Source organism: Streptococcus panodentis, assembly GCF_017884005.1.
Taxonomy (GTDB): Bacteria; Bacillota; Bacilli; order Lactobacillales; family Streptococcaceae; genus Streptococcus; species Streptococcus panodentis.
Window position 1 is genome coordinate 14366 of the sequence record NZ_QFAY01000004.1, and the last position, 24335, is coordinate 38700.

A 24335-nucleotide genomic window follows, 5' to 3' on the forward strand; every position below is an offset into this window, starting at 1 on the left:
CTTAAGCATAGATTTTGCGTACTTGACAGATAAAAGTCTCCTCTTGCAGCAGCACACTTTCTCCATCTATCTGAGCCAAGGTGGGCTCAGAACATTTCAGCTTTACAGCAGTGTAAACCTTATGCTGCAGTTTTTTACTGGAATCATGCTGTCGAAACAGCAAGGCCAGCAGGCCGCTGATGTGATAATAGAGATTTCTTTTCTGCAGATACACCAAGTCCAAATGCTCTGTCTCCACTGAAGCCTGCGGCCAGATCATCACTCCGCCGCCAAAATAGGCTGTATTGGCTAATACAAAAAGAAAGGGATTTTTGAACTTCACCTGCCGTCCCTCTGCATCCGTCAAGCTAATTGAGGCGCTTTTTTTGCTGAAAACTGAGCGGATTCCAAAAACTAAATAGATGAATTTCCCGAGATGAAGACGGTTGAAGAACGATTTCAAGGCAGAATGCTCAGAGTAGTTGATAACGCGTGCGTCAAATCCGATTCCCAGACTGTTTAAAATCAAATAATTCTTAGATTTAAAGACATGGATTGTTCTGGTTCTGTTGGTATTCATAGCCTCTAAAACCTTCTCTGCTGGCAAGCCGCCAAATCCTTTGATGAAATCATTTGCTGACCCGGCCGGCAGATAGGCTAAAGGCTCCTCTTTCGGCCAGTAACTGAGAACCTTTGACAGAGTTCCATCTCCCCCGATGACCAGCAGCCGATCCTTAGAAGCTTGATAGTTTTGTAAAATTCTTTCCAACTGCTTCCATTCATCGTCCTTTTGCTGAGTTACATAAATGTTTATCTCCAAGTCTGCATAAGTCTCCTGCAGACGCCTGGCTTTTGTCAGCCCGCTTTTATCTCCCGAATGAGGATTGACGAGTAAGTAGATCATGCCTGTATTATATCATATTTCCAAAAGTATAGTCTTCTAAAACCCAAGCAATACCTTCTTAGACTTTTTGCAAAAGATCCATCACTCCATGGATGACAGCACAGCAATCTGGGATTCCGTCTCACTTTCGAACCTGCCTGTTCCGGCTATTCTTATTCAGAAAGTAGAAAAAGACTGAAAAACAGCCTTTTCTTCTATTTTTTAATTGGTTCTGACTGGAGTAATCAGCTGAATAAAACTGTCTGCTTCATCATCCGGCACCAGAGTGAAAGGTCGGACAGAAGAAATAAAGCTAATGGTCACTTTCTCACTGTCAATAGCTTTTAAAGCCTCTATCAGATAAGTTGGGTTAAAGCTGATAGTTAAATCTGTTCCGGAGACGCTCTCTGTATCAATTTCTTCATTGACCCGGCCGACTTCTGGTGAATTGACATGGGCTCTGACCACTCCCTCCATGATTTCCAGCTTCACTGTTCCATTCTGAGTAGCATTGGATAAAAGACGAGCCCGCTCCATAGCATAGCGGAGGATGTCTGTATCAAAGGTCACCACGCTTGAAAAGTCAGTCGGTATCAAGCGGTCGGTATCCGGATAGTTCCCTTCCAAAAGACGGGTATAAAAGCTGATATGATCGCTTCTGAAAAGAATTTGATGATTGGCAAAGAAAACCTCTACTGTTTCAATATCATCGGTAAAAACAGCTGCAAATTCGCGCAGAGAGCGGCTGGGAATGACCACGTCGAAGTTATCCCCAGTTTTTTCCAGAACAATCTTCTTCTGGCTCATTCGATGAGAATCTGTCGCCACTGTTTTCAGAGACTGATGATCCGTCAAAACAAAATGTACACCTGTCAAAATGGGACGGCTCTCCTGTGTGCTGGCTGCAAATGCTGTTTCATTAATCAACTGCTTGAGAACCTTTGTTTCCAGCACCAAGGGATTATTGGCTGCAATTTCCTGAATGCGCGGATACTGATCTGCATCTTTCCCCTTGAGGGTAATTTCTGATTTGCCGCTGGTCAAAACAATTTGTTTCTGCTCAATCTCTTTCACATCAAGAACAACATCCGGCAGACTGGAAACAACATTGATAAAGAAAGCAGCTTCCAAAAGAATAGAGCCTGAGGAATTGATTAAGAGACCGGCATCTTCGTTTTGAGTAGAAATAAAATTTTCAATGGAAATCTGCCCATTTGAACCAATAAGGGTAATGCCTTCTTTGGTAACATCAATTTTGACTGTTGACAGAATAGGGATTGCATTTTTGTGACTGATAGCTCGCTTGGTTGTATTCAAAGCTTGTAAGAATAAATTTGTATTAATAGAAAAATGAATCATCAGGACTCCTTTATTTATTTAAGATTATAAGATTAATAGTAATAGTAGGTTGTGTGGATTCTGTGGAAAAAGCTTCTGCTCTTATCATGGACAGGTCATTGGACTTGTTCACAAAGTGTGGATAAGTCATAAAACTTTTCTCTTTTTTTCCACAAGCTTATTTTATCTTGTTTTTGATGCTCTCGATTTCCAGACGCAGATTATCGTCAGTTTCCAGCATAGTTTTGATTTTTCCGTGTGCATGGATGACTGTGGTATGGTCTTTTCCGCCAAATTCACGGCCGATTTTAGGCAGGCTGTTGTCTGTCAGCTCGCGGGTCAGGTACATAGCGACCTGTCTGGCCAAAACAATATTCTGCACTCGGCGGCTGCCCTTCATTTCTTTGACACTGACACCGTAGAAATTGCCAACTTCAGTCTGAATCTTATCGATAGGAATGACTGTCACCTGACTGGAATCCTGTTTGCGGGCTCGGATGGCTTCGGCTGCGATATCAATCGTGATTTCTTTCAGGCTGCGGACTCTGGCAATAAGACTGATATCATTGAGGGCGCCTTCCAAATCGCGGACATTGGAGTCAAACTGGCCTGCCAGATATTCCAGCGTATCATTAGGGAAGATATACTCTAAATCCTCTACCTTATTGCGCAAAATGGCAATCCGAGTTTCAAAATCCGGCGGTGTGATGTTTTGAGTCAGGCCCCATTTGAAGCGCGTGACCAATCTTTCTTCAAGATTGTCTAAGTAATCAGGGCTTCGGTCGCTTGTTAAGACAATTTGCTTGTTTTCTCCATGTAAAGCATTAAAAGTATGGAAAAATTCTTCTTGAGTTGATACTTTTTTTCCGCCCAAAGACTGAATATCATCAATCAAGAGCAAATCCAGGCTGCGGTAAAGCTTTTTGAAGTTATCCATATCGCCCAGACGGAGGTGTTCCAGAAAATCATTGATAAAGGTCTCAGCCGGGATATACTTGACACGCGCATCAGGAATATTTTCCAGAATCTGATTGCCGATAGCATTGAGCAGGTGCGTCTTGCCGAGACCAGGCCCTCCGTAGATGAAAAGAGGATTGTAGGTCGTGGCCAAATTTTCAGAAACTGCCAAGGCAGCAGCTTTGGCCCAGATATTGCCGTCTCCCTGGACAAAATTATCAAAGGTATATTTGGATTTTAAGCCCGTTTCAATAGCCGGCAGACTGGGCTTAACAGTGCTGTTTTCGGAAGCTGCAGCAGCTTTGGCAGGCAGTTCTTCTTGTCTTTCGTCTTCAAAAATGTACTTACAGGCAATTTGATCATTGAAAATTTCAAAACCGGCTGTGAGGATTACGCCGACCAAATTCTGTTCCCAAAAGAGCTGTTTAACAGGACTGTCAAGAAAGATAACAGCTTGCTTGTTTTCCACTTTAATCAGCTGAGCTTCGGCTACAAAAAAATCATAAGTTGTCTGTTTCAGCTGCGCTGCCGCCAATTCCAAAATACGATTCCAGAAATCTTGCTCTTTGGTCATAATTTTCCCCCTTTGCTTTTAATTGTCTGATTCATATAAGATTTATTTTAACATAATTGACTCCAGTTTTCCACAAGTTGTGGAAAATAATTAACACTGTTGACTTTAGTTTTCCACAAACTGTGAATTAAGCGGAGCTTCCTTATTTTAAAAGGATTCTCTCCCTGTTTGTCGGTGGAAAAATCTGTTATTCCCAAAAAAGAAAATAACAGCTCTATTTAAAGCTGTTCATAATTCTTTGGTATTCTTCTTCGTTTTCAAAAGGGATAATAATCTTTCCTTGGCTGGCGTTTTTTAGCTGAATGCGGATGTCCAGTCCGAAGATTTTTTTCAGCTTCTCTTCTTCAGCTTCCGTAAAAATTTCCTTAGTTTTTTTTTGCTTGGCTTTCTTTTTCTTTTGCAGCAGCAGCTCAACTGCTCGAACAGATAACTCCTCCTGACAGATACGTTTCAGCCAGAGCAGCTGTTCTTCTTCTTTCAAGGGAATGAGCAGGCGGGCATGTCCTTGAGAGATTCTTTCTTCCTTGACAGCTTCAAGAACAGGTTTTGATACATGCAGCAAGCGCACAATATTGCTGATATAGGGACGGGATTTTCCCATAATCTTAGCAATTTCATCATGGGTCATGCCTCTGTCCACTAAGCTTTGATAAGATTCTGCTTCTTCCACTGGATTCAAATCTTCCCGCTGCAGATTTTCAATGATAGCCTGCCGCAGCATCTCATCGTCTGATAATTCCTTGATAATAGCTGGTATAGTGGGCCAATCCAGCAGTTTGGCCGCCCGAAAACGCCGTTCACCGGCCAGAATTTCATAACCAAATAAGGAAGATTTACGCAAAATAATAGGCTGGATGATGCCGTTTTCTTTGATTGAATCCGCCAGTTCCTTGATTTTTTCCTGTGAGAATTCTTTTCGCGGCTGATAGGGATTCGTCCGGATGTCTGTTAGTGGGATATATTGAAAATTTTCCATTTGTATATAGAATAACACACCTTTACGATCGTGTAAAGATGTGTTGACAATTCTGTAAAAGATAAGTGCACAAAGCCGGCTTTGCCAGATCCTGCTCCCTGTTGCCGTCAATCTCAGCGAAGCTGCCTATGAAGCCAGACTCTTAGTTAGAACTCAGTTCCTGAGTTGATTTTGTCAGCTTAATGGTTGTAGTTTCTTCTTTGCCGTTTCGGTAGTAGCTGACTTTGATCTCATCTCCGATAGTATGTTTGTATAAAGCAGACTGTAAATCACTGGTGGATTCTACATCGGTATCATCCACTTTGGTAATGACATCATTCTTTTGCAGCTTGCCATCAGCCGGCATCCCTTGCTGAACAGAGCGTACCAGAATACCAGCCTTTACTTTATCAGGCAGGTTAAGTTTGGATAAGTCTGCTGTAGTCAGATTGGCCAGATCCATCATTTGAATCCCCAGAGCAGGACGGGTAACTCGGCCGTCTTTTTCCAGTTGATTGATGATATTGACCACATCGTTGGAAGGAATTGCAAAGCCCATTCCTTCGACAGAAGTCTGACCATTTGTGGAAATCTTGCTTGAAGTAATACCGATTACCTGTCCCTGGATATTAATCAGCGGTCCGCCGGAATTCCCTGGATTGATAGCGGCATCAGTCTGCAGAGCAGTTGTTGAAATATTTTCGCCGTTTTCAGACTGAAGTGTCACATTTCTTCCCAAGCTGGAAATAATGCCCTGAGTAACAGAGTTGGCATACTCTGTTCCCAGTGGGCTTCCGATTGCAATAGCTGCTTCACCGACAGTCAGCGAGCTAGAATCGCCAAATTCAGCAACATCCGTAACTTTGTCAGAACTGATTTTTACAACGGAAATATCAGAATAAACATCTGAACCCACTACTTCTCCGGGAACCTTGCTGCCATCAGCCAACAGAATATCCACATTGGTGGAGCCGCTGAGTACGTGGGTATTGGTTACCAGATAAGCATTTTTGCCTTCTTTTTTATAAATGACACCAGATCCCTCACTGGCAATCTGAGACTCATTTGAATCATCCTCACTGTTAAGGATACCGCTGGATGAATCTGCATAGGTAATCACAGAGACAACTGCATTTTGAATTTTCTTGACAGCTTCGGAAGTGTCTGTCGAATTTTTATAAGAAGTTTTTACTGTCGTACTGGAATGAGAACCGCCAGCAGCAGAAGACAGCTGAGTATTGATGAGCGAAGTGACATAATTTCCTAAACTTCCTCCGATAAAACCAACAATAAGCACTGCCAAAAATAAGAGAACTTTTTTGGAGATATTTGAAGAGTCTTTCATATTTTCCTCCTTTGATTACATTGGATTACAATTGATGAAATTATAGATAGCTAAACTTAATTATAACTTAAATTTCACAAGTTTTCCACATCTTGTGGAAAACTTAGAAAAAATGTTGATATTGATTAGAAAATAGACAGATTGGCAGAAGGATTTATAAAATTTTACTTGTTAATAAGATGTGAAGTCTGTGTGAATATGATAGAATAGAAGAATGAAAATAAAACTGGTAACTGTTGGAAAGCTGAAAGAAAAATACTTAAAAGACGGAATGTCTGAATATCTGAAACGGCTGAGCCGTTTCTGTAAGACGGAAGTGCTGGAGCTGCCTGATGAGAAAACCCCTGACAGAGCCAGCGAGTCGGAAAAACAGCAGGTGATGAACAGAGAAGGCAGCAGGATCCTGTCCAAGATTGCCGAGCGTGATTTTGTTATTGTTTTGGCGATTGAAGGTCGGCAGTTTTCCTCAGAAGAATTCAGCAGCATCATGAAGGATATTACTGTTCGTGGTTTTTCTGACATTTCCTTTATTATTGGCGGAAGTCTGGGGCTGGCGCCTGCAGTCAAACAGCGAGCCAATCTGTTGATGAGTTTTGGGAAACTGACCCTTCCGCATCAGTTGATGCGGCTAGTTTTGATTGAGCAAATCTACCGTTCATTTATGATTCAGCAGGGCAGCCCCTATCACAAGTGAATCTTGACGGTCGGTCTTTTTTCTGTTAGAATGAGATATACCGGTCCCATAGCTCAGCTGGATAGAGCATTCGCCTTCTAAGCGAACGGCCGCAGGTTCGAATCCTGCTGGGATCATGCCATAAAAGCACGAAGTATTTTTAAGTAGTTCGTGTTTTTTTCTGTTTATTTTTTTGATATAATGTCATTTCAGGGGTAAAAACAGACATTTCAGAGAAAAAACTACGGCTTTTGCTAGAAAATTCTATAATAAGATATTGTAAGGCAGCTTACAGAAAAAAATATTAAGGAGTTTGTAATGACCATGCAAATAAGCCTCTTTTCAGCTGAAACTGAAATCCGCAAGAATATTTTCCTGTATTCTTTAAGGTTCCCTTCAAATCCTTGGGAGTGGTTTTTTGGAAGAAATTAGGAAATAAAAGGCAGAGGAGGTTTTATGTCACTCAGTATTTTTTGGATGATTGTCTATCCTTTCATTAATGTAGCAGCTTTTTTGTTCACTGCAAAAGAGATTTGCAAAGTGAAGTATCCTTTCATCTTGGCTGCGGTATGCTTAGGATTTGAAATTGTTATCCCCTTCATTATTGCTTTTGCAGGTTCGGTATTTTCTTTTTCCAGCCAAATCCCCACTTATATTGTAGTGCTGTTCCATCCTCTCTTCCTTTACTGGTATTTCTCTAAGGTAGAGAATGTCAAAAAATACTTATCCATTTTTTTGGCTTTCTTTTTATATTTGGCTGTCAATGCTTCCAATACATTTTTTGCAGTTATTGTGTCCTCCGTTTTGCAGGATGATTTTGTTGCCCATCATTTTGGTTTATTCCTAACGATTGTTCATGTGACAGCCCTAATCTTTATGGTCAAGCTGATAAGCCTGTTTGATTTTCGAATAATCTATTTAAAAGACAGTAATTTTAAATCTCAGGTTCTTCTTACCAGCAGTGTTTATGCAGGCAACTATCTGGTGCTCAATATTTCCCATTGGCTGAGCCATATAAAATACTTCAACAGTTTCAGCGGTATGGTAGCTACAATCTGTTTCTTAACTTTTTTATCCACTATGCTTATTTTTAAGGAAAGCCGTGAAAAATATGAAAAAGAAGAACAGATCAGACAGAGAGAGCTGGAACAGCTGCAGCTGCAAAAGTACACAGATGAAATTGTCGCTCTTTATAATGAAATCAAAGGATTTCGTCATGATTACGCCGGTATGCTGACCAGTATGCGGATGGCTATTCAAACCGGCGATATAGAGGAAATTGACCGTATCTATCAGGAAGTGCTGCTTGATGCTAATTTGAATTTGCGTTCGGATAAATATACTATTTTTGATTTGAATAATGTCGGAGATTCTGCACTGAAGAGTGTGATGGCTGAGACCTTCTTTAAAGCACGTGAGCACAGCATTGATTTGACTTTTGAAGTGAAAGATGCTGTTGACCGGCTGCCTATCAGACTGCTGGATATTGTCAGAATTGCCAGTATTCTCTTAAATAATGCTATCGAAAGTGCTATTGAAAGTTATGATAAATTTGTTCATGTTTCCCTCGTTCAACTGGACAGCAAGATTATTTTTGTTGTCAAAAATTCCCGTAAGACAGGAGAATTGGATTTGGAGGAAATCTATCAGCCAGGTTTTTCAACCAAAGGTGAAAAGAGAGGACTGGGCTTGAGCAATATGAAAAATATTCTTGATAGCTATGAATTTATCACACTGGATACTGAGATTGATACTCATGATTTTACGCAGATTTTAACAATCAGGAGAAAGGAGCAGCTATGAGAATATTGGTTTTAGAGGATACTATAGCCCATCAGGTGCGAATTGAAACGACTTTGGCAGAAATTGCCCAGGAGCTGGGAATCGATATTCAGGCCAAGATAACCGGCAAAATTAAAGAATTTAAAGAATATATTGAGCAGGATGACATCAATCAGCTTTATTTTCTGGATATTGATATCAAAGGCGAGGAAACCAAAGGTCTCGAAGTAGCTCAGTTTATCCGCCATCATAATCCCTATGCTATCATTGTTTTTGTCACATCAAAGTCTGAGTTTGCTACCATGACTTTTAAATACAAGGTTTCGGCATTGGATTTTATTGATAAGGATATTAATGACGAAGCTTTTAAAACCAGAATTAAAGAAACGATTCTGTATACAAAGAGCACCTTGATTGAAAATACCAATATGGTAGATTATTTTGATTACAGCTATCGCGGTAATGATGTACGTATGCCCTACAATGATATTTTTTATATTGAGACTTCTGGAAGTTCTCACAAGCTAAGAATCGTTGGAAAGAATTTCATTAAGGAATTTTATGGAACGATTACAGATATTCAGGAGAAAGACCGGGAGTCGCAGCGATTCTTTTCACCTCATAAGTCCTACTTAGTAAATATTGGAAATATTGTTGATTATGACAAGAAAAACAGAGAAATCATCTTTTATGAAAATCATCGCTGCCCGATTACGCGGATGAAAGTGAAATACTTGAAGGAGATTTTAAAAAAGAAGGATAAAAAGAGTTGACAAAGGAAGAAAAGCTGATATAATGGAATATGTTCAAAAAAGGACATATGAGGTCCGTTGGTCAAGGGGTTAAGACACCGCCTTTTCACGGCGGTAACACGGGTTCGAATCCCGTACGGACTATCTAATCCGCCATAGCTCAGTTGGTAGTAGCGCATGACTGTTAATCATGATGTCGTAGGTTCGAGTCCTACTGGCGGAGCTAGCAAGACAAGACTGAAGAGAGTTCTGTATCAGGCTTTCTCTTCAGTCTTTTTTCAGTTAACAAAAACACCTAGAAAGGCTATGATAGCAGCACTTCTGGGTGTTTTTTTTTTTTATTTATTCTTGAAAAATCAAAATAAACCGTTGATGTACTTCCCAAAGAAAACCGAAGATGACGAGATGGGGACAACAGTATCTAGCTTTGTCTATTTTATGTTTGATGTACAAGATGCAGTGGTTGGGAGAGATTCTGTTGAGTTGACTTTGGTCAGCCAGAATTTCCCCTTGCACAGTTCATTAGGCGCTTTAGTGCCAATAAAGCACTGCTGAGCCGTTTCTCATTCGTTGAACCGTCAGCTCTTACAAGCCGCTGTTTTGACATCAAGCGTTGCTGTTGCTTGATCTTATTCACAAACTCAGACGGGGCGACAAAATTGAAGACGTCGTCATAGCAATTTTATATGGTATAGTTTTTTAGCTTGCTTGTAGTAGTGAAACTGTTCGGGGGACAGTTTCAGCCTATCGCTTAAAATAGAGGACGATAGGGCAGCGAGCTGCTCAAAACCTCCAGTGGAGGTTTTAAGGTGGCAGATAAAGCTTCCGTTAGGAAGTGTCAAAAACCTCCAGTGGAGGTTTTGAGGTGGCAGATAAAGCTTCCGTTAGGAAGTGTCAAAAACCTCCAGTGGAGGTTTTGAGGTAGCGGATAAAGCTTCCGCTAGGAAGTGTCAGCTGCTCAAAGCACTGCTTTGAGCAATCAGCTACCGCGTCAAGAGTTTTTTTACCAAAACAAAGCGAGGCTGAAGGACTTTTAAGGCGAGTTAACGACGGAATAAAAGAAAAACTAAATGACGATATTTTCCAAAAGAGTGGGTGAGGACACAGTCATCATGGGAGACTGTCCCACTCCTAGTCTGTTTTTGATTTTCTTTAAGCATCAAATTAAAAAGTATTACCTAAAAATTTTAGGATGAACTTTTGTTTTTCTGAAATTGTTTATTTCTGATCCAGTCATACGCAAAGAACAGCAAAATGCCTGCTATGCTGGCCGCTGCTCCCTCTTTCAGTCCGTTTGGAATGAAAATCAGTTTTACTTTGCCTTTTCCTGCCTTTACATCGATTTTCATAAAGCCGTTTTGAGCCCGTTTGAGGGCAACTGCTTTGCCGTTCAAGCTGGCAGACCAGCCCTTATCGTAAGGAATGGTGAAGAAAAGCGAACTGTCCCTGTCGGCATCATAGTCAGCTGTGACAGTATTGGCCTGCGTTTGAACGGCAACGGGCTGCTCCTTCAGTTTGCTAATGACATCCAAATACTGTTTTGTATCTACTGCAAAAAATTCAGGTTCATCAAAAGATACAGTAGCATTATCTGGGAAGGTCAGACGGACAGCAATAGTTTGTTCCTGACTGAAATAACCAACATTGAAAAAAGGAAAAACATTATTGGTTGGATAGCGGCTTGTCAGATCATTGACAGTAATGTCAATGTCTGTCTGGTTGTCATTTGAAAAGTCAATCCCAGGTACATTGACATAAACTTGACTGTTTGCCGGAACAGTCAGCAGATAAGTCATGCTTGCAAAGCTGCTGTTATTTTTTGTGTCAACTTCGGCTGTTACTCTTTTTCCGATTGTTCTGCTGCCGCCATTTTCTGCAGCAGCAGTAAGCCGTTTATAATAGTTATAATGAAAGCCTGTTAGCTGATTAAGAAATTCAGTTTGGTTGTCAAGTGTCAGGTTTGTAAACTTGATATCTCTGTAAATATCATTTGTCAGGAAAGCCAATCCCAATGCAGCATCATTTTTATAGAGAGTCATCTCTTTTTCTGTTTTGACAGGAGTAAAGCCAAATTTATCAGGATCTGTCTGGGAGATATTGTACTTTATACCAAAAATACTGTCCATCAAGATGCTGTTGTTTTCATATCGCAGATTAAGATTGGTGCCTGCCGATTTAAATCCTAATTTGTCCAGTGCAGAACTGGCCTGGGTATTTCTGACAGATGAGAATTGCGAGATTCCATTGTAATTATATTTCATACTGTCATTTCCAGTCTGGGGTTCCAGCTTTTCAGAACGGAAAAAATGATTGTTTTCTGTTTTTGTATATGTTACAAGCTTGTCAATTTCTTCAAGATTTTGTGCATAGGAAGAACGAGCAGCAAAGGCCCATTCCTTAGCGATACCGCCGACTTGATAGTAAGAATTGAGGGCTAGTTCAAAAGCAGCAAAGAACAGCAGGGACAGCATGAAAATTTTTTTGCTGATATAGGATTTGACAAAAGGAAATACAATTAGCATATAGGCCAAAAGAAATTCGATTGTCAAAATATAGTTTTCGGCTTTTAAAAACTCGTAGTGGCTGCGGGTGAAAAAAACAGCAGCAAAACCAGTTATTAAGAGTGCAAAGCTAAGGAGCAGGTGCTTCCAATTCAGCTCTTTCAGCCGGTTTAAGCTCTCTGCAGCCATGAAAATAAGGACTAAAGAAAAGAGCCAGGAATAGCGGTGAAGAAACATATTCGGCGCGTGCATGCCCTGCCAGAGCAAATCCAGATACTGAAGACGGAAACTGGCTACTAGAAGAGCCAGCAAAATGAAATAAGAAAGTTTCACGTGAAACTGAATGGATCTGAGAGTGAAAAACAGGATGGCAAAGAGCAGCGGCAATAGCCCTGTATAAATCATAGGGATGGAACCATACTTGGTTGTATCAAAGGAGCCAATAAGATTTTTTGCAAAAACATCCAGATACCAGCTGTCTTCTGTAAATATGGAATTGATAGCCGTTAAGGTTTCTCCATGAGTGCTCAGGTCTAAGTAAGTTGGCAGAATCATAATCAAACTGGTCAGACCCGCTAGGAGAGAAACGACAGCAAAGTCAAGCAGAGTCCGAATTCTCATTTTAAAGTCCCAAGTGATTTGAACCAGATACCAAAAAATCAAAAACAGAGCCATCATATATCCAAAATAATAATTCTGAATAAAGAGAATTGACAATGTTGTAAAGTATAATATGCGTCCTTTTTTCTTTATCAAACGGTCTAAACCAAGCAGAATCAGCGGTGCCAAAATAAAGACATCCAGCCAGGTTTTTATCTCAAGCTGACTGACTGAGAAACTCATCAAAGCAAAGGATGTTGACAGGATAAGAATGAGACAATCAGGAATTTTTTTGAACATTCCCTTAATGCTGATAAAAGTTGACAATCCGATTAAACCGAATTTTACCAATGTAAATAAATAGACAGCATCCGGCATTGATTTTAAATCGAAAAAATAAGTCAGCGGTGACAGAAAACTGCCTAAATAATAACTGGATAAGGCATAAAAATTTTGACCTAAGCCGCTGTTAAAGGTATAAAAAAGGCTGTCCGTTCCATGAAGAATATTTCTCAGTGCTGTGTCAAAAATGACATACTGATGAAATCCATCTCCGAGCAAGGGCGAGGTATCACTGTTCCAATAGATTCCGTAAAACAGATAAATTAAAAACATCAGCAGAAACGGAAGGATAAAGGAAGAAAGATAGGCCCAGTTTTTCTTCAAATAGTGTTCGATTTTATTCATATTTCCTATGCACAAAGAGGCAGAAACTTTGTTTCATGCCTCTGTAAAGATTTGTAAACTTCATTGACAAGATAGTCAATCTTTCCAAAGTTCTTTAACTTTTTCCTGAACCTCTTGATTTTCCAAGAATTCATCATATGTTTCATCAATCCGGTCAATAACCCCATTTTTGGAAAGGACAATAATATGATTGGCCAGAGTTTGGATAAACTCATGGTCATGGCTGGCAAAAATAATCGATTCTTTAAAATTTTTCAGACCGTCATTTAAGCTGGAGATTGATTCCAAATCCAAGTGATTGGTTGGATCATCCAATACTAAAACATTGGATTTCAGCAGCATCAGCTTGGACAGCATAACCCGAACTTTTTCTCCTCCTGACAAAACATTGACAGACTTGTTAACCTCATCACCAGAAAACAGCATCCGTCCCAAAAAGCCGCGAAGGAAGGTATTGTCATCTTCTTCCTTGCTGGCAAATTGACGGAGCCAGTCAAGGATGGATTCCCCGCTGGCAAAATCACGCGAGTTGTCTTTAGGTAGATAAGATTGACTGGTCGTTACACCCCACTTGACAGTACCTTGATAGTCAATTTCTCCCATCAAAGCTCGAATGAGGGCTGTTGTCTGAATGTCATTTTGCCCAATCAAGGCTGTCTTGTCACCAGGACGCAAAATGAAATTGATATTGTCAAGAATGGTTTCGCCATCAATCTTGACAGAGAGATTTTCAACTGTCAAGAGATCATTTCCCATTTCCCGCTCAGCTTTAAAGCTGATGAAAGGATATTTCCGGCTGGAGGGAACAATTTCTTCCAGTTCAATCTTGTCAAGCATCTTTTTACGCGATGTTGCCTGCTTGGACTTGGAAGCATTGGCAGAGAAGCGGGCGACAAATTCTTGCAGCTGTTTGATTTTTTCTTCAGCTTTGGCATTGCGGTCGGCCAAAAGCTTGGCAGCTAATTCACTGGATTCTTTCCAAAAATCATAATTACCGACATAGAGCTTAATTTTTCCGAAGTCTAGGTCTGCCATATGGGTGCAGACCTTATTCAAAAAGTGGCGGTCATGGGATACGACGATGACCGTATTGTCAAAGTCAATAAGAAAATCTTCCAGCCAAGTGATAGACTGGATATCCAGTCCATTGGTCGGCTCGTCCAGCAGCAAGACATCGGGCTTGCCAAAGAGAGCTTTGGCAAGCAGCACTTTCACCTTGTCCCCATTGGACAGCTCGCTCATATTTTGATAGTGGAGGTCTTCTGGAATATTAAGGTTTTGCAGCAGCTGAGAAGCTTCGCTTTCTGCTTCCCATCCGCCCAGCTCAGCAAATTCTCCCTCAAGTTCTGCAGCACGGACTCCATCAGCGTCAGAGAAATCAGGTTTCATATAGATTGCATCTTTTTCTTTCATTATATTGTAAAGATGCTCATTTCCCATGATGACTACATCGATGGCCCGTTCTTCCTCGTAGTCAAAATGATTTTGGCGAAGAACAGACAGGCGCTCATCAGGTCCTAGTGCAATATGACCGGTTGTCGGCTCAATATCACCAGCCAGGATTTTTAAAAAGGTGGATTTCCCAGCACCATTGGCACCAATTAATCCGTAGGTATTCCCTTCTGTAAACTTGATGTTAACATCATCAAATAATTTTCGATCACTGAATCGCAGTGACACATCTGATACTGTAAGCAATGTTTTTCTCCTATATATGTAATCTTCTACATTTTACTAGAAATTACAACTTTTTTCAAATAATTCTGAGATAATAGCCTATATTTTTTGCAATCAAGGTTTTAGAAAAATACTGTGTAAATTATGAATTTACAAGAAGTTTACAGATATTTACTGTAAATATTCTTTACAATTTATCGTAAAACTGTAAAGAATAAAGCAAGCAAGTTTACTTTTCTGGTTCCTGATGGCTTTTTCTTATTCTCTTCTTTCTCATTTTCGCCGAAAATGATATAATGAGTTCAGTACGAATTGAGGAGAGATCGATGACTAAACCGATTATTTTAACAGGAGACCGTCCGACAGGGAAGCTGCACATCGGCCACTATGTAGGAAGTTTGCGCAACCGCGTGCTTTTGCAGGACCAAGGCAAGTATGATATGTTTGTCTTTTTGGCTGACCAACAGGCTTTGACAGATCATGCCAAGGATCCGCAGACGATTGTTGAGTCTATTGGAAATGTCGCTTTGGATTATTTGGCAGCCGGATTAGACCCAGAGAAAGTAACTATTTTTATTCAGAGTCAGATTCCTGAATTGGCTGAGCTGTCAATGTATTATATGAATCTGGTATCCTTGGCACGTTTGGAGCGCAATCCGACTGTCAAGACAGAAATTGCTCAGAAAGGGTTTGGTGAAAGTCTGCCGACCGGATTTTTGGTTTATCCTATTTCTCAGGCAGCTGATATTACAGCATTTAAAGCAAACTATGTACCAGTCGGCTACGATCAAAAACCTATGATTGAGCAAACCCGTGAAATTGTACGTTCTTTTAATAACACTTATCATACTGATGTTTTGGTAGAACCGGAAGGCATTTATCCGGAGAATGAAGCTGCAGGACGGCTGCCCGGTCTTGACGGCAATGCCAAAATGTCCAAATCCCTGAATAATGGGATTTATCTGGCTGATGATATGGATACTCTTCAAAAGAAGGTGATGAGCATGTATACGGATCCGGACCATATCAGAGTAGAGGATCCTGGAAAGATTGAAGGCAATATGGTCTTTCACTATTTGGATGTCTTTGGGCGGCCGGAAGATGCTGCTGAAATTTCATCCATGAAAGAACATTATCAGCGCGGCGGTTTGGGAGATGTCAAAACCAAACGCTATCTGCTGGAAATTTTAGAGAGAGAATTGGGGCCGATTCGTGAACGCCGGATTGAATTTTCCAAGGATATGGGGGAGGTTTACAGGATGTTGCAGCAAGGCTGTCAAAAAGCTCGGCAAGCAGCCGGACAGACCCTTGATGAAGTTAAGTCTGCTATGGGAATTCAGTATTTCAAATAACGAATGTTCAGATTAAAAAGTTGGAGAAACCATCGTTTTTTAATGATAAAAATGGTGGTTTTTATTTTTTATGCAATAATGATTGACAATTTCCTATAGAATGGTATGATATTAACAACTAAAAAACGAGCCCTGCTCAATAAGAAAAGAAATGAGGAACCGTGGATGTCTAACTGGGACACTAAGTTTTTAAAAAAAGGTTTTACCTTTGATGATGTATTGCTGATTCCGGCTGAAAGCCATGTGCTGCCCAATGATGCTGACTTAAGCACCAAACTGGCTGAGAATCTGATTTTAAATATCCCAATTATCACTGCCGCCATGGATACCGTGACGGAAAGCCAAATGGCTATTGCTATTGCCCGGGCCGGCGGTCTTGGGGTCATCCACAAAAATATGTCTATTGAGCAGCAGGCAGATGAAGTCCGCAAGGTAAAACGCTCTGAGAACGGTGTGATTATCGATCCATTCTTCCTGACTCCTGAGCACAGTATTGCAGAAGCTGACGAACTGATGGGCCGCTATCGTATCAGCGGCGTACCAGTTGTTGAAACATTGGAAAACCGCAAGTTGGTAGGGATTCTTACCAACCGCGACATGCGCTTTATCTCTGATTTTAACCAACCAATTTCGAATCATATGACCAGCAAAAATCTGGTGACGGCACCGGTTGGAACGGACTTGGAAACTGCTGAGCGCATTCTGCAGGAACACCGGATTGAAAAGCTTCCTTTGGTTGATGAAGATGGCCGCTTATCTGGTTTAATCACGATTAAAGATATTGAAAAAGTGATTGAATTTCCAAATGCGGCTAAGGATGAATTTGGCCGTCTCTTGGTAGCAGGAGCTGTCGGTGTGACATCGGACACCTTTGAGCGGGCAGAAGCTCTTTTTGAAGCTGGAGCAGATGCCATTGTGATTGACACAGCCCATGGCCATTCTGCTGGGGTTCTTCGTAAGATTGCTGAAATTCGGGCGCATTTCCCAAATCGTACTCTGATTGCCGGCAATATCGCTACTGCTGAAGGAGCGCGTGCGCTTTATGAAGCCGGTGTTGATGTTGTTAAAGTGGGAATTGGTCCAGGCTCTATCTGTACAACTCGTGTGATTGCCGGTGTTGGAGTGCCGCAGATCACAGCGATTTATGACGCCGCCAGTGTTGCGCGTGAATACGGCAAAACGATTATTGCTGACGGTGGTATTCAATATTCCGGCGATATCGTCAAGGCACTGGCTGCCGGCGGCCATGCTGTCATGTTAGGTTCTATGTTTGCTGGAACAGATGAAGCTCCTGGTGAAACTGAAATTTTCCAAGGCCGCAAATTTAAAACTTACCGCGGAATGGGCTCTATCGCAGCTATGAAAAAAGGGTCCAGCGACCGCTATTTCCAAGGAGCTGTTAATGAAGCCAATAAGCTTGTCCCTGAAGGGATTGAAGGCCGGGTGGCTTATAAAGGCGCTGCAGCAGACATTGTTTTTCAAATGCTGGGCGGCATTCGTTCAGGTATGGGCTATGTCGGAGCCGGCAATCTTCAGGAACTGCATGAAAATGCTCAGTTTATTGAAATGAGCGGTGCAGGACTCAAAGAGAGCCATCCGCATGATGTGCAGATTACCAATGAAGCGCCTAACTATTCTGTCCAATAAGAAAAAGTCGGAAGCCTGTTTAAAACAGGCTTCCGACTTTTTTTTACATTATAATTGACAGTGGTTTACATTATAAAAGCCTGAATAATAAGGTTTTTCGGTATCTCTTTTACAGAATGTTGTAAACAATATTTACGTTAAATTTACAGTTTGTTCCTGTTTTGAATAGCTAATCCAGCCTTTTAGTTTGCTTTTAGGCTCAGGCTGAGAAACTTCCCCAAACCTTTTCACCCCAGCTCCGCGCAGCTCTAACTGTCCAGAAGGACTGTTAGAGCAAACCGTGCTAAGATGGAAAAAGATAAACTAGATGACTATAAAAGCACATACAGACTCTAACCATTGTATTCGCATGAAGGAAAAAGGGGCCTCTATCATTTAAGAAACAAATGGAAAACTAAGGAGTCTTATACAGTATCTTCTAAAAGATCCATCCCTCTGTGGGTGAGGGCGCAGCCATCATGGGAGTCTGTCCCATCGCCTCGCCTTGAAAAACTGCCATGCAGACTGAGCGGCATTCAGTCATCTTTTTCTGGCTGCGATGAGTGAATAACTCCTTGCTTAATCTTAAAGATTTTAATATCTTCTGGCAGATTCTTAAGGTGCTCCAGACTCGTTGTAGTAATAAAGGTCTGAATATTCTGTGAAATAGTTTCCAGCAGCTTTAGTTGACGATTGTTGTCAAGCTCACTCATAACATCGTCAAGCAGCAGAATCGGCGTTTCCTGTGTTATGCTTTCGATTAATTTGATTTCAGCCAGCTTAAGAGAAAGGACAACACTGCGGTGCTGGCCCTGACTGCCGAAGTTCGCATCCATTTCATTGATGAAGAAAGCAATGTCGTCCCGATGAGGTCCGACCCCTGTGTTCTTTTTGAAAAGATCTCGTTTACGGCTTTTTTCCAATGATAAGCGAAATGCAGTTTCTAGGCTGTCAACTTCCTGTAAAGGAATGGATGACAGATAGTTGATGGTCAGTTTTTCGAGATGCTGGGAAATCTCCCAATGCTGCTCTTGGGCAAATTTTTCCAGTTTTTCCAAAAATTCATGGCGGTGCTGCATGACTCTGCAGCCATAGTCAATCAGCTGTTCATCCAAGACAGAAAGGAAGGTTTCATCCACTTTTTCATTGGCTTTAAGGTAGGCATTGCGCTGTTTGAGAACATGGTTATAGTTTGAAAGATCCGCCAGATAAATCGGTTTGATCTGTCCTAGTTCAATATCAATGAACTTACGGCGCAGAGCAGGTGAACCTTTAATCAGCTGTAAATCTTCTGGTGCAAAGAGGACAACGTTCATGGTCCCTATATAATCAGATAGCTTAGCTTGTTTCAGATGGTTGATTTTAGTAATGCGCCCTTTTGTTGTCAACTCGATGTCAAGCGGAACTTTACTAGTTCTTTTTTCCAATATGCCAGATACATGCAGTCCGTCTTGATTGAAATGAATCAGATCTTTATCAGACCGGGTGCGATGGCTGCGTGTCAAAGCCAGAAAATAAATAGCTTCTAAGACGTTGGTTTTTCCCTGAGCATTTTGGCCTAAAAAGACATTCAAGCCAGGATTGCAGTCAATTTCTGCAGTCTGATAGTTGCGGAATTGCTTGATTTTAAGTGATTGCAGCCGCATCTTTATGTCCCAGGAAAACGAACAGGAGATTTTTTATCCGCCCGTTTGTTTTTTCTGCTTTGATTTGCAGCTGCAGTTTTTGTTTTTTTGACTTCTTTGTTCATTGATTTGACAAGCTCGGCTACTCGTTTTTTCTCGGCCAGTTCTTTCTCGTGCTCCAGCCTTTCTGTTTGGTTTGGAGCGACTACAGCAATTTCAATTCCTTGATCTGGGATAGCAACCGTGTCAGCAATCCGGATTTTTTTCCCGCGTCTGCTCTCTAATTGGCCATTAAAAAAGACCTTATTGTCTGACAGAAAGACTTTGGCAGCGCCGCCGCTTTGGATGATGCCTAGCTCTTTCAGCAAGGCCTGCAATGTAATGTAATCATCAAATAATGTATATTCCATATTTCACCTCAATCCCTGTCATTATATCATATTTGGCGGCAAAAAGAGGCGGTGGGACTTTATTTTGGCTTCATGTTTGAATTGATTGGCCATCCTATCGTAACAGCAGAGTGAAAAACTTTCTTTGTGGACATCCATTCCGATAAAAAGTGTGGTAAAATGAAACATATAGGCCTCCAATTGAGTGTGATAATTCCTGTTAGAAGTTGATTGTTTTTTTATTCTAGTGTACAGGTAAATCCACGAATTCTCAACTGGGGGTCTTTACATATTGTCTTTTATACGCTATCTTCCAAGAAACACATCCCTTTGTGAGTGATGAAGCAGCCATCATGGGAGTCAGTCCCAGCCTCTGGCGAGGCTGAGGTGGTTTTGAAGAGATTTTCGAAGAGTATTATCGCTCATTGGCCCTACCCTTATCCCTTGTCATCTTTGATTTTCTTTGAGTATCAGCTGTCAGAGTGCCTGTTTCTTTGTGTTGCTCAACTGGATTTTCAATGAGTGCGGTCTTCAACTGCACCTAGGAACAGACAGAAATCCGAAAACGTTTTAATCTTAAAAAACCTGCTGTGACAAACCATTTAAAATCATTTCGTGGTATAATAGAAGTCTATATTATTCAAAATGAGGAGTTCAATGGAAATCACAAAAGGCGTTCAGCTTCATTTTATTCAATCAGAAAAATTCAAAACCAATAAAATAAAAGTTCGATTTTCAGCTCCTCTGTCTGAGGAGACGGTAGCCGGCCGGGTTTTAACGGCCAGTATGCTGGAGACTTCCAATGCCCTGTATCCGACTTCACAGGCTTTTCGGGAGCGGCTGGCCAATCTTTATGGTGCTAATTATTCAACCAGCCTTTCAAAACGCGGTTTGATTCATTATCTGGATATTCATCTTTCCTTTGTCCGCGATAAGTTTTTGAGCCGCAAGAATGTTCTGACAGAACAGATGCTGGATTTTTTAAAGGCTACTTTATTTTCACCTTTGGCCACCCAAGAAGCTTTTGAGGAAGCTGCTTTTGAGATTGAAAAGAAAAATGTTTTGACGGATTTAGAAGCAGAAATTGAAAATCATTTCTACCATGCCCATCGGGAACTGAGCAATCTTTTTTATGATGCACCGGCAATGCGGCTTCCCCGTGCAGCAACTGTTGAGTTGGTAAAGCGAGAAACAGCTGAGAGCAGCTTTGCTGCTTTCCAGAAGATGCTGCGGCAGGATCAGATTGATTTTTTCTTTATCGGTGACTTCAATGAAGTAGCTGTCCGTGAAAAAATTCAGGAATTTCAGTTTGGAGCGCGCAGACAGGATTTGCAGCTGGCCTACCAGCAGGAATATTCAAATGTGTTAAGGGAGGGATTGGAGCAGAAGGATGTCCATCAGTCCATCATTGAACTGGGCTATCATTTTTCTGCACAGTACGGTGACAGCGATCACCTCCCCTTGCTTGTCCTAAACGGCCTCTTGGGCGGTTTTGCTCATTCTAAGCTTTTTGTCAATGTCCGTGAAAAAGAAAGCCTAGCCTATACGATTGCCAGCAACTTTGATATTTTCTCCGGTTTGCTGCGTATCTATGCTGGAATTGACCGCAGCAGCCGGACGAAGGCAATCTCTTTGATTCATCGGCAGATTAGTGATTTGAAGCGGGGCTATTTTACAGAAGATGAGATTATCCAAACCAAGAAAATGCTGAAAAACTCTATGCTTCTGGCTCAGGATCGACAGAATACACTGCTGGAAAGGACCTATCTGTCCTCGGTTTTAGGCAGGCAATACCTTTCGCTGGAAGCTTGGCTGGAGGGGGTAGCAGCTGTTGAAAAAGAGGATATTGTCCGGGCAGCCAATCAATTAAAATTACAGGCGATTTATTTTATGGAAGGAAAATAATGCAAGATTCAGGTCTGAAAAAAATCAATTATTCGGCAGTTGGAGAAAGTATCTATCAGGCAGTGCTGCCTAATGGTTTACAGGTATTTTTGCTGCCAAAAAGAGATTTTAATGAAACCTATGGTATTATGACAGCCCATTTCGGATCGGTAGACACCCGTTTTGTTTCACGTGAAACAAATCAGCTGGTCTCTTATCCGCCAGGAATTGCTCATTTTTTAGAACACAAGCTGTTTGAAGGTGAAAACGGAGAGGATTTACTGCAGGAATTTACCAAGTTTGGGGCAGAAAGCAATGCTTTTACCAGCTTTACCCGGACCAGCTATCTTTTTTCTACGACGGACCATGTTGCTGAGAATTTAAGCTTGCTGCAGAAACTGGTCAGTCAGGCTTATTTCAGGCCAGCATCTGTATTGCGGGAGCAGGGAATCATTGAGCAGGAAATTGAGATGTATCAGGATGACCCAGATTACCGTCTCTTTTTTGGAGCTTTAAGAAATCTCTATCCTCAGACTCCTTTGGCAGAGGATATTGCCGGGACCAGAGAGTCTATCAAAGAGATTAGTGCTGAGCAGCTGCAGGAAAATTTTTCGGCTTTCTACCAGCCGTCAAACAGAAGTCTCTTTGTCATCGGGAATTTTGATCTGGAGGAAACTTTCTCCCAAATCTTGGCAGAGCAGAAACAGCTGAATCCTGCAGCAGGCAGTCTGGTTGAAAAAGCGCCTGTGGAACTGCATCCGGTGGTGTCTACCGATACCGACCGCATGGAGGTGGCCAGTCCAAAATTAGCAATCGGCATTCGGGGCCGGGATGTTGTTGATGAGAGGGAACTTTATCGTTATAAAATCACTTTAAAACTGCTCTTTGCCATGATGTTCGGCTGGACTTCCAAGCGTTTTCAGGCTCTGTATGAAACCGGAAAGATGGATAATTCTCTGACCTTGGAAGTAGAAGTGGAGAGGGATTTCCATTTTGTCATGCTGACCATGGATACGCAGGAACCGGTCGGCCTCTCGCATCAGTTTCGCTTGGCCATTAAGAATTTCGCCGCTGATCCGGACGTTACGGAAGAGCATCTGGATACCATTAAAAGTGAGATGTTCGGTGATTTTCTGCATGGTTTGAATTCACTTGACTATATTGCTACTCAGTATGAGCCGCAGCTGACAGGAGAAAATCTGTTTGATTTGCCTAAGATTTTACAGGACATCAGTTTGAATGATGTTATTAAGCTGGGCCATCGTTTTATTGACCAGTGTGATATGACAGATTTTACTATTTTTCCAAAATAATTCCAGTATTCTTTTAAAATTTTGTTAAAATAGTGAAGAATAGAGAGAAGGATTGTAAGTATGAGAAAAAAGTCAATAGGAGAAGTTTTAAAATTAGCCCGGACCAATCAGGGTCTGACCTTGGAAGATTTGTCAAAAAAGACGGATATACAGGCAGAGTTGCTGGAGGCCATTGAGCACAATAACTACGATTTGCTGCCCAGTCCTTTCTATGCCCGCTCTTTTCTGCGCAAGTACGCCTGGGCTGTGGATTTGGACGAGTCCATTATTCTGGAAGCTTATGAAGCTGGTGAAATGATTGTTTATGACGAAGTGGAATTGACGGATGACCAAGCTTTCAGAAGCCGAAAAAACAAGCGCAAAAGTTCCTTTGTGCCCCTCTTTTATTTCCTCCTGCTTGCTTTATCCATTATTATTTTTGTGTCTTATTATATATGGAAATATGTCCAGACGAACGATTTGAATTTCCAGACAGCAGACAGTTACAGTGTGGTTTCTGAATCAAGTGCTGCTGCTTCCGGCAGCCAGAGTTTTTCTGTCTCATCCAGTTCTGATGCAGCAGTTTCTTCGGCTGGCAAGCTAGAAGTCAGCGGCGGCGGGGATGCTCTGACTGCCAGCTACAGCGGCGGCGGACAGACTGTCAAAGTGACTTTCTCTGTCGCTGACACCAGCAGCTGGATCAGCGTCTCTGACTCAGACTTGGCCCAAGGAACGACTCTGTCACCTGAAAATCCAAGTCAGTCCGTCACTCTGTCAGCCGGCAGCAAGACAACCATCACTTTGGGTTCAGTGGACGGGGTCTCTATTACTGTAGGCGATCAAAAATTGGATACATCAGCTGTAAGCAGTGACAGTGCTACGATTACTCTCACTGTTCAGCAGTGATTTATAAAGGAAAAATGATGAAAAAAGAAAATATTCCCAATGCCCTAACCCTTGTACGGATTGCCTTAATTCCGGTTTTTATTCTCGTCCTGACTTTGGGGCATTCTCTGACTGCCCACCTCATAGCTGCTCTTATTTTTGCTTTTGCCAGTGTCACTGACTATCTGGATGGGTATCTGGCCCGCAAGTGGCAGGTAGTGACAAATTTTGGCAAATTTGCTGATCCAATGGCTGATAAACTGCTGGTTATGTCGGCTTTTATCATGCTGATTGAGCTGAAAATGGCTCCTGCCTGGATAGTGGCAGTTATCATCTGCCGGGAATTGGCTGTGACCGGACTGCGCCTTTTGCTGGTAGAGACCGGCGGTACCGTTCTGGCTGCTGCCATGCCGGGCAAGATCAAGACTTTCACTCAGATGTTTGCCATTATTTTTCTCCTGCTGCATTGGACGCTTTTGGGTCAGATTCTTTTATACACAGCCTTAATCTTTACCATTTATTCTGGCTATGACTATTTCAAAGGAAGCGCCTATCTCTTTAAAGATACCTTTAAATAAC

At 41.6% G+C, this 24335-nt stretch carries 19 protein-coding genes and 3 tRNA genes; 13 read left to right on the top strand and 9 right to left on the bottom strand.

What is annotated here, in order from left to right; genetic code table 11:
- Position 1: 1 nt before the first annotated feature.
- The 5 genes from DHL47_RS02500 to htrA form a co-directional block, all read right to left on the bottom strand.
- Positions 2–883 (bottom strand): diacylglycerol/lipid kinase family protein, encoded by an 882-nt coding sequence (locus DHL47_RS02500; RefSeq protein WP_209550789.1) that lies wholly within the window; start codon positions 881–883, stop codon positions 2–4.
- A gap of 201 nt (positions 884–1084) precedes the next feature.
- Positions 1085–2221: a DNA polymerase III subunit beta gene (gene dnaN, locus DHL47_RS02505; RefSeq protein ID WP_128835256.1), complete on the bottom strand. Its 1137-nt coding sequence runs from the start codon at positions 2219–2221 to the stop codon at positions 1085–1087.
- Between the two features lie 157 nt (positions 2222–2378).
- Positions 2379–3731 (bottom strand): chromosomal replication initiator protein DnaA, encoded by a 1353-nt coding sequence (gene dnaA / locus DHL47_RS02510; RefSeq protein ID WP_128835254.1) that lies wholly within the window; start codon positions 3729–3731, stop codon positions 2379–2381.
- Between the two features lie 214 nt (positions 3732–3945).
- Positions 3946–4707, bottom strand: coding sequence for a ParB/RepB/Spo0J family partition protein (locus DHL47_RS02515; RefSeq protein WP_164828352.1), 762 nt, complete (start codon positions 4705–4707; stop codon positions 3946–3948).
- A gap of 142 nt (positions 4708–4849) precedes the next feature.
- The gene (gene htrA, locus DHL47_RS02520; protein ID WP_128835249.1) at positions 4850–6031 is read right to left on the bottom strand and encodes a serine protease HtrA; all 1182 of its coding nucleotides are present in this window, start codon (positions 6029–6031) and stop codon (positions 4850–4852) included.
- Positions 6032–6245: 214 nt separating this feature from the next.
- Here htrA and rlmH point away from each other — a divergent pair, with 214 nt between their 5' ends.
- The 7 genes from rlmH to DHL47_RS02555 all read left to right on the top strand — a co-directional run bounded on the left by rlmH (position 6246) and on the right by DHL47_RS02555 (position 9793).
- Positions 6246–6725 (top strand): 23S rRNA (pseudouridine(1915)-N(3))-methyltransferase RlmH, encoded by a 480-nt coding sequence (rlmH, locus tag DHL47_RS02525; RefSeq protein WP_128835247.1) that lies wholly within the window; start codon positions 6246–6248, stop codon positions 6723–6725.
- A gap of 42 nt (positions 6726–6767) precedes the next feature.
- Positions 6768–6841 (top strand) — tRNA-Arg (locus DHL47_RS02530).
- A 319-nt stretch (positions 6842–7160) separates the two neighbouring features.
- Positions 7161–8507, top strand: a complete 1347-nt coding sequence (gene comD, locus DHL47_RS02535; RefSeq protein ID WP_128835245.1) for a competence system sensor histidine kinase ComD — start codon at positions 7161–7163, stop codon at positions 8505–8507.
- Positions 8504–9259: a competence system response regulator transcription factor ComE gene (comE, locus tag DHL47_RS02540; protein ID WP_209550790.1), complete on the top strand. Its 756-nt coding sequence runs from the start codon at positions 8504–8506 to the stop codon at positions 9257–9259. The genes comD and comE overlap by 4 nt, the downstream gene beginning before the upstream one ends.
- A 51-nt stretch (positions 9260–9310) precedes the next feature.
- Positions 9311–9382, top strand: a tRNA-Glu gene (locus DHL47_RS02545).
- Positions 9383–9387: 5 nt separating this feature from the next.
- A tRNA-Asn gene (locus DHL47_RS02550) sits at positions 9388–9461 on the top strand.
- 83 nt (positions 9462–9544) lie between these two features.
- A complete protein-coding gene (locus DHL47_RS02555) occupies positions 9545–9793 on the top strand; it encodes a hypothetical protein (RefSeq protein WP_209550791.1) in 249 nt (82 codons plus the stop codon).
- A gap of 632 nt (positions 9794–10425) precedes the next feature.
- Here DHL47_RS02555 and DHL47_RS02560 read toward each other — a convergent pair.
- Both DHL47_RS02560 and DHL47_RS02565 read right to left on the bottom strand, forming a co-directional pair.
- A complete protein-coding gene (locus tag DHL47_RS02560) occupies positions 10426–13026 on the bottom strand; it encodes a YfhO family protein (RefSeq protein WP_209550792.1) in 2601 nt (866 codons plus the stop codon).
- A 75-nt stretch (positions 13027–13101) separates the two neighbouring features.
- Entirely contained in the window at positions 13102–14724 is a 1623-nt protein-coding gene (locus tag DHL47_RS02565; protein WP_209550793.1) for an ATP-binding cassette domain-containing protein, read from the bottom strand.
- A 305-nt stretch (positions 14725–15029) separates the two neighbouring features.
- Between DHL47_RS02565 and trpS the strand changes: the two genes are divergently transcribed.
- Positions 15030–16055 (top strand): tryptophan--tRNA ligase, encoded by a 1026-nt coding sequence (gene trpS, locus DHL47_RS02570; protein WP_209550794.1) that lies wholly within the window; start codon positions 15030–15032, stop codon positions 16053–16055.
- 165 nt (positions 16056–16220) lie between these two features.
- Entirely contained in the window at positions 16221–17702 is a 1482-nt protein-coding gene (gene guaB, locus DHL47_RS02575) for an IMP dehydrogenase (RefSeq protein ID WP_209550795.1), read from the top strand.
- A gap of 515 nt (positions 17703–18217) precedes the next feature.
- Here the strand turns inward: guaB and recF are convergent.
- Entirely contained in the window at positions 18218–19327 is a 1110-nt protein-coding gene (gene recF / locus DHL47_RS02580; protein WP_128835237.1) for a DNA replication/repair protein RecF, read from the bottom strand.
- A gap of 2 nt (positions 19328–19329) precedes the next feature.
- The gene (gene yaaA, locus DHL47_RS02585; RefSeq protein ID WP_209550796.1) at positions 19330–19716 is read right to left on the bottom strand and encodes a S4 domain-containing protein YaaA; all 387 of its coding nucleotides are present in this window, start codon (positions 19714–19716) and stop codon (positions 19330–19332) included.
- Positions 19717–20352: 636 nt separating this feature from the next.
- On the opposite strand from yaaA, the gene yfmF reads away from it, so the two are divergent.
- From yfmF to pgsA, 4 genes are read left to right on the top strand one after another with little or no spacing between them, the layout of a single operon-like run.
- Entirely contained in the window at positions 20353–21600 is a 1248-nt protein-coding gene (gene yfmF / locus DHL47_RS02590; protein ID WP_338060077.1) for an EF-P 5-aminopentanol modification-associated protein YfmF, read from the top strand.
- Entirely contained in the window at positions 21600–22892 is a 1293-nt protein-coding gene (gene yfmH / locus DHL47_RS02595) for an EF-P 5-aminopentanol modification-associated protein YfmH (RefSeq protein WP_209550798.1), read from the top strand. The genes yfmF and yfmH overlap by 1 nt, the downstream gene beginning before the upstream one ends.
- 60 nt (positions 22893–22952) lie before the next feature.
- Positions 22953–23777, top strand: coding sequence for a cytoskeleton protein RodZ (gene rodZ, locus DHL47_RS02600; RefSeq protein WP_209550799.1), 825 nt, complete (start codon positions 22953–22955; stop codon positions 23775–23777).
- A 17-nt stretch (positions 23778–23794) separates the two neighbouring features.
- Positions 23795–24334 (top strand): CDP-diacylglycerol--glycerol-3-phosphate 3-phosphatidyltransferase, encoded by a 540-nt coding sequence (gene pgsA / locus DHL47_RS02605; RefSeq protein WP_128835378.1) that lies wholly within the window; start codon positions 23795–23797, stop codon positions 24332–24334.
- Position 24335: the final 1 nt, after the last annotated feature.

Bases quoted from the DNA above. Each gene is read 5' to 3' on its own strand.
- rlmH (WP_128835247.1), top strand. From the start codon at position 6,246: ATGAAAATAAAACTGGTAACTGTTGGAAAGCTGAAAGAAAAATACTTA.
- yaaA (WP_209550796.1), bottom strand. From the start codon at position 19,716: ATGGAATATACATTATTTGATGATTACATTACATTGCAGGCCTTGCTG.
- comD (WP_128835245.1), top strand. From the start codon at position 7,161: ATGTCACTCAGTATTTTTTGGATGATTGTCTATCCTTTCATTAATGTA.
- yfmH (WP_209550798.1), top strand. From the start codon at position 21,600: ATGCAAGATTCAGGTCTGAAAAAAATCAATTATTCGGCAGTTGGAGAA.
- htrA (WP_128835249.1), bottom strand. From the start codon at position 6,031: ATGAAAGACTCTTCAAATATCTCCAAAAAAGTTCTCTTATTTTTGGCA.
- DHL47_RS02515 (WP_164828352.1), bottom strand. From the start codon at position 4,707: ATGGAAAATTTTCAATATATCCCACTAACAGACATCCGGACGAATCCC.
- DHL47_RS02555 (WP_209550791.1), top strand. From the start codon at position 9,545: ATGATAGCAGCACTTCTGGGTGTTTTTTTTTTTTATTTATTCTTGAAA.
- DHL47_RS02560 (WP_209550792.1), bottom strand. From the start codon at position 13,026: ATGAATAAAATCGAACACTATTTGAAGAAAAACTGGGCCTATCTTTCT.
- pgsA (WP_128835378.1), top strand. From the start codon at position 23,795: ATGAAAAAAGAAAATATTCCCAATGCCCTAACCCTTGTACGGATTGCC.
- guaB (WP_209550795.1), top strand. From the start codon at position 16,221: ATGTCTAACTGGGACACTAAGTTTTTAAAAAAAGGTTTTACCTTTGAT.
- trpS (WP_209550794.1), top strand. From the start codon at position 15,030: ATGACTAAACCGATTATTTTAACAGGAGACCGTCCGACAGGGAAGCTG.
- yfmF (WP_338060077.1), top strand. From the start codon at position 20,353: ATGGAAATCACAAAAGGCGTTCAGCTTCATTTTATTCAATCAGAAAAA.
- recF (WP_128835237.1), bottom strand. From the start codon at position 19,327: ATGCGGCTGCAATCACTTAAAATCAAGCAATTCCGCAACTATCAGACT.
- comE (WP_209550790.1), top strand. From the start codon at position 8,504: ATGAGAATATTGGTTTTAGAGGATACTATAGCCCATCAGGTGCGAATT.
- dnaA (WP_128835254.1), bottom strand. From the start codon at position 3,731: ATGACCAAAGAGCAAGATTTCTGGAATCGTATTTTGGAATTGGCGGCA.
- DHL47_RS02500 (WP_209550789.1), bottom strand. From the start codon at position 883: ATGATCTACTTACTCGTCAATCCTCATTCGGGAGATAAAAGCGGGCTG.
- dnaN (WP_128835256.1), bottom strand. From the start codon at position 2,221: ATGATTCATTTTTCTATTAATACAAATTTATTCTTACAAGCTTTGAAT.
- rodZ (WP_209550799.1), top strand. From the start codon at position 22,953: ATGAGAAAAAAGTCAATAGGAGAAGTTTTAAAATTAGCCCGGACCAAT.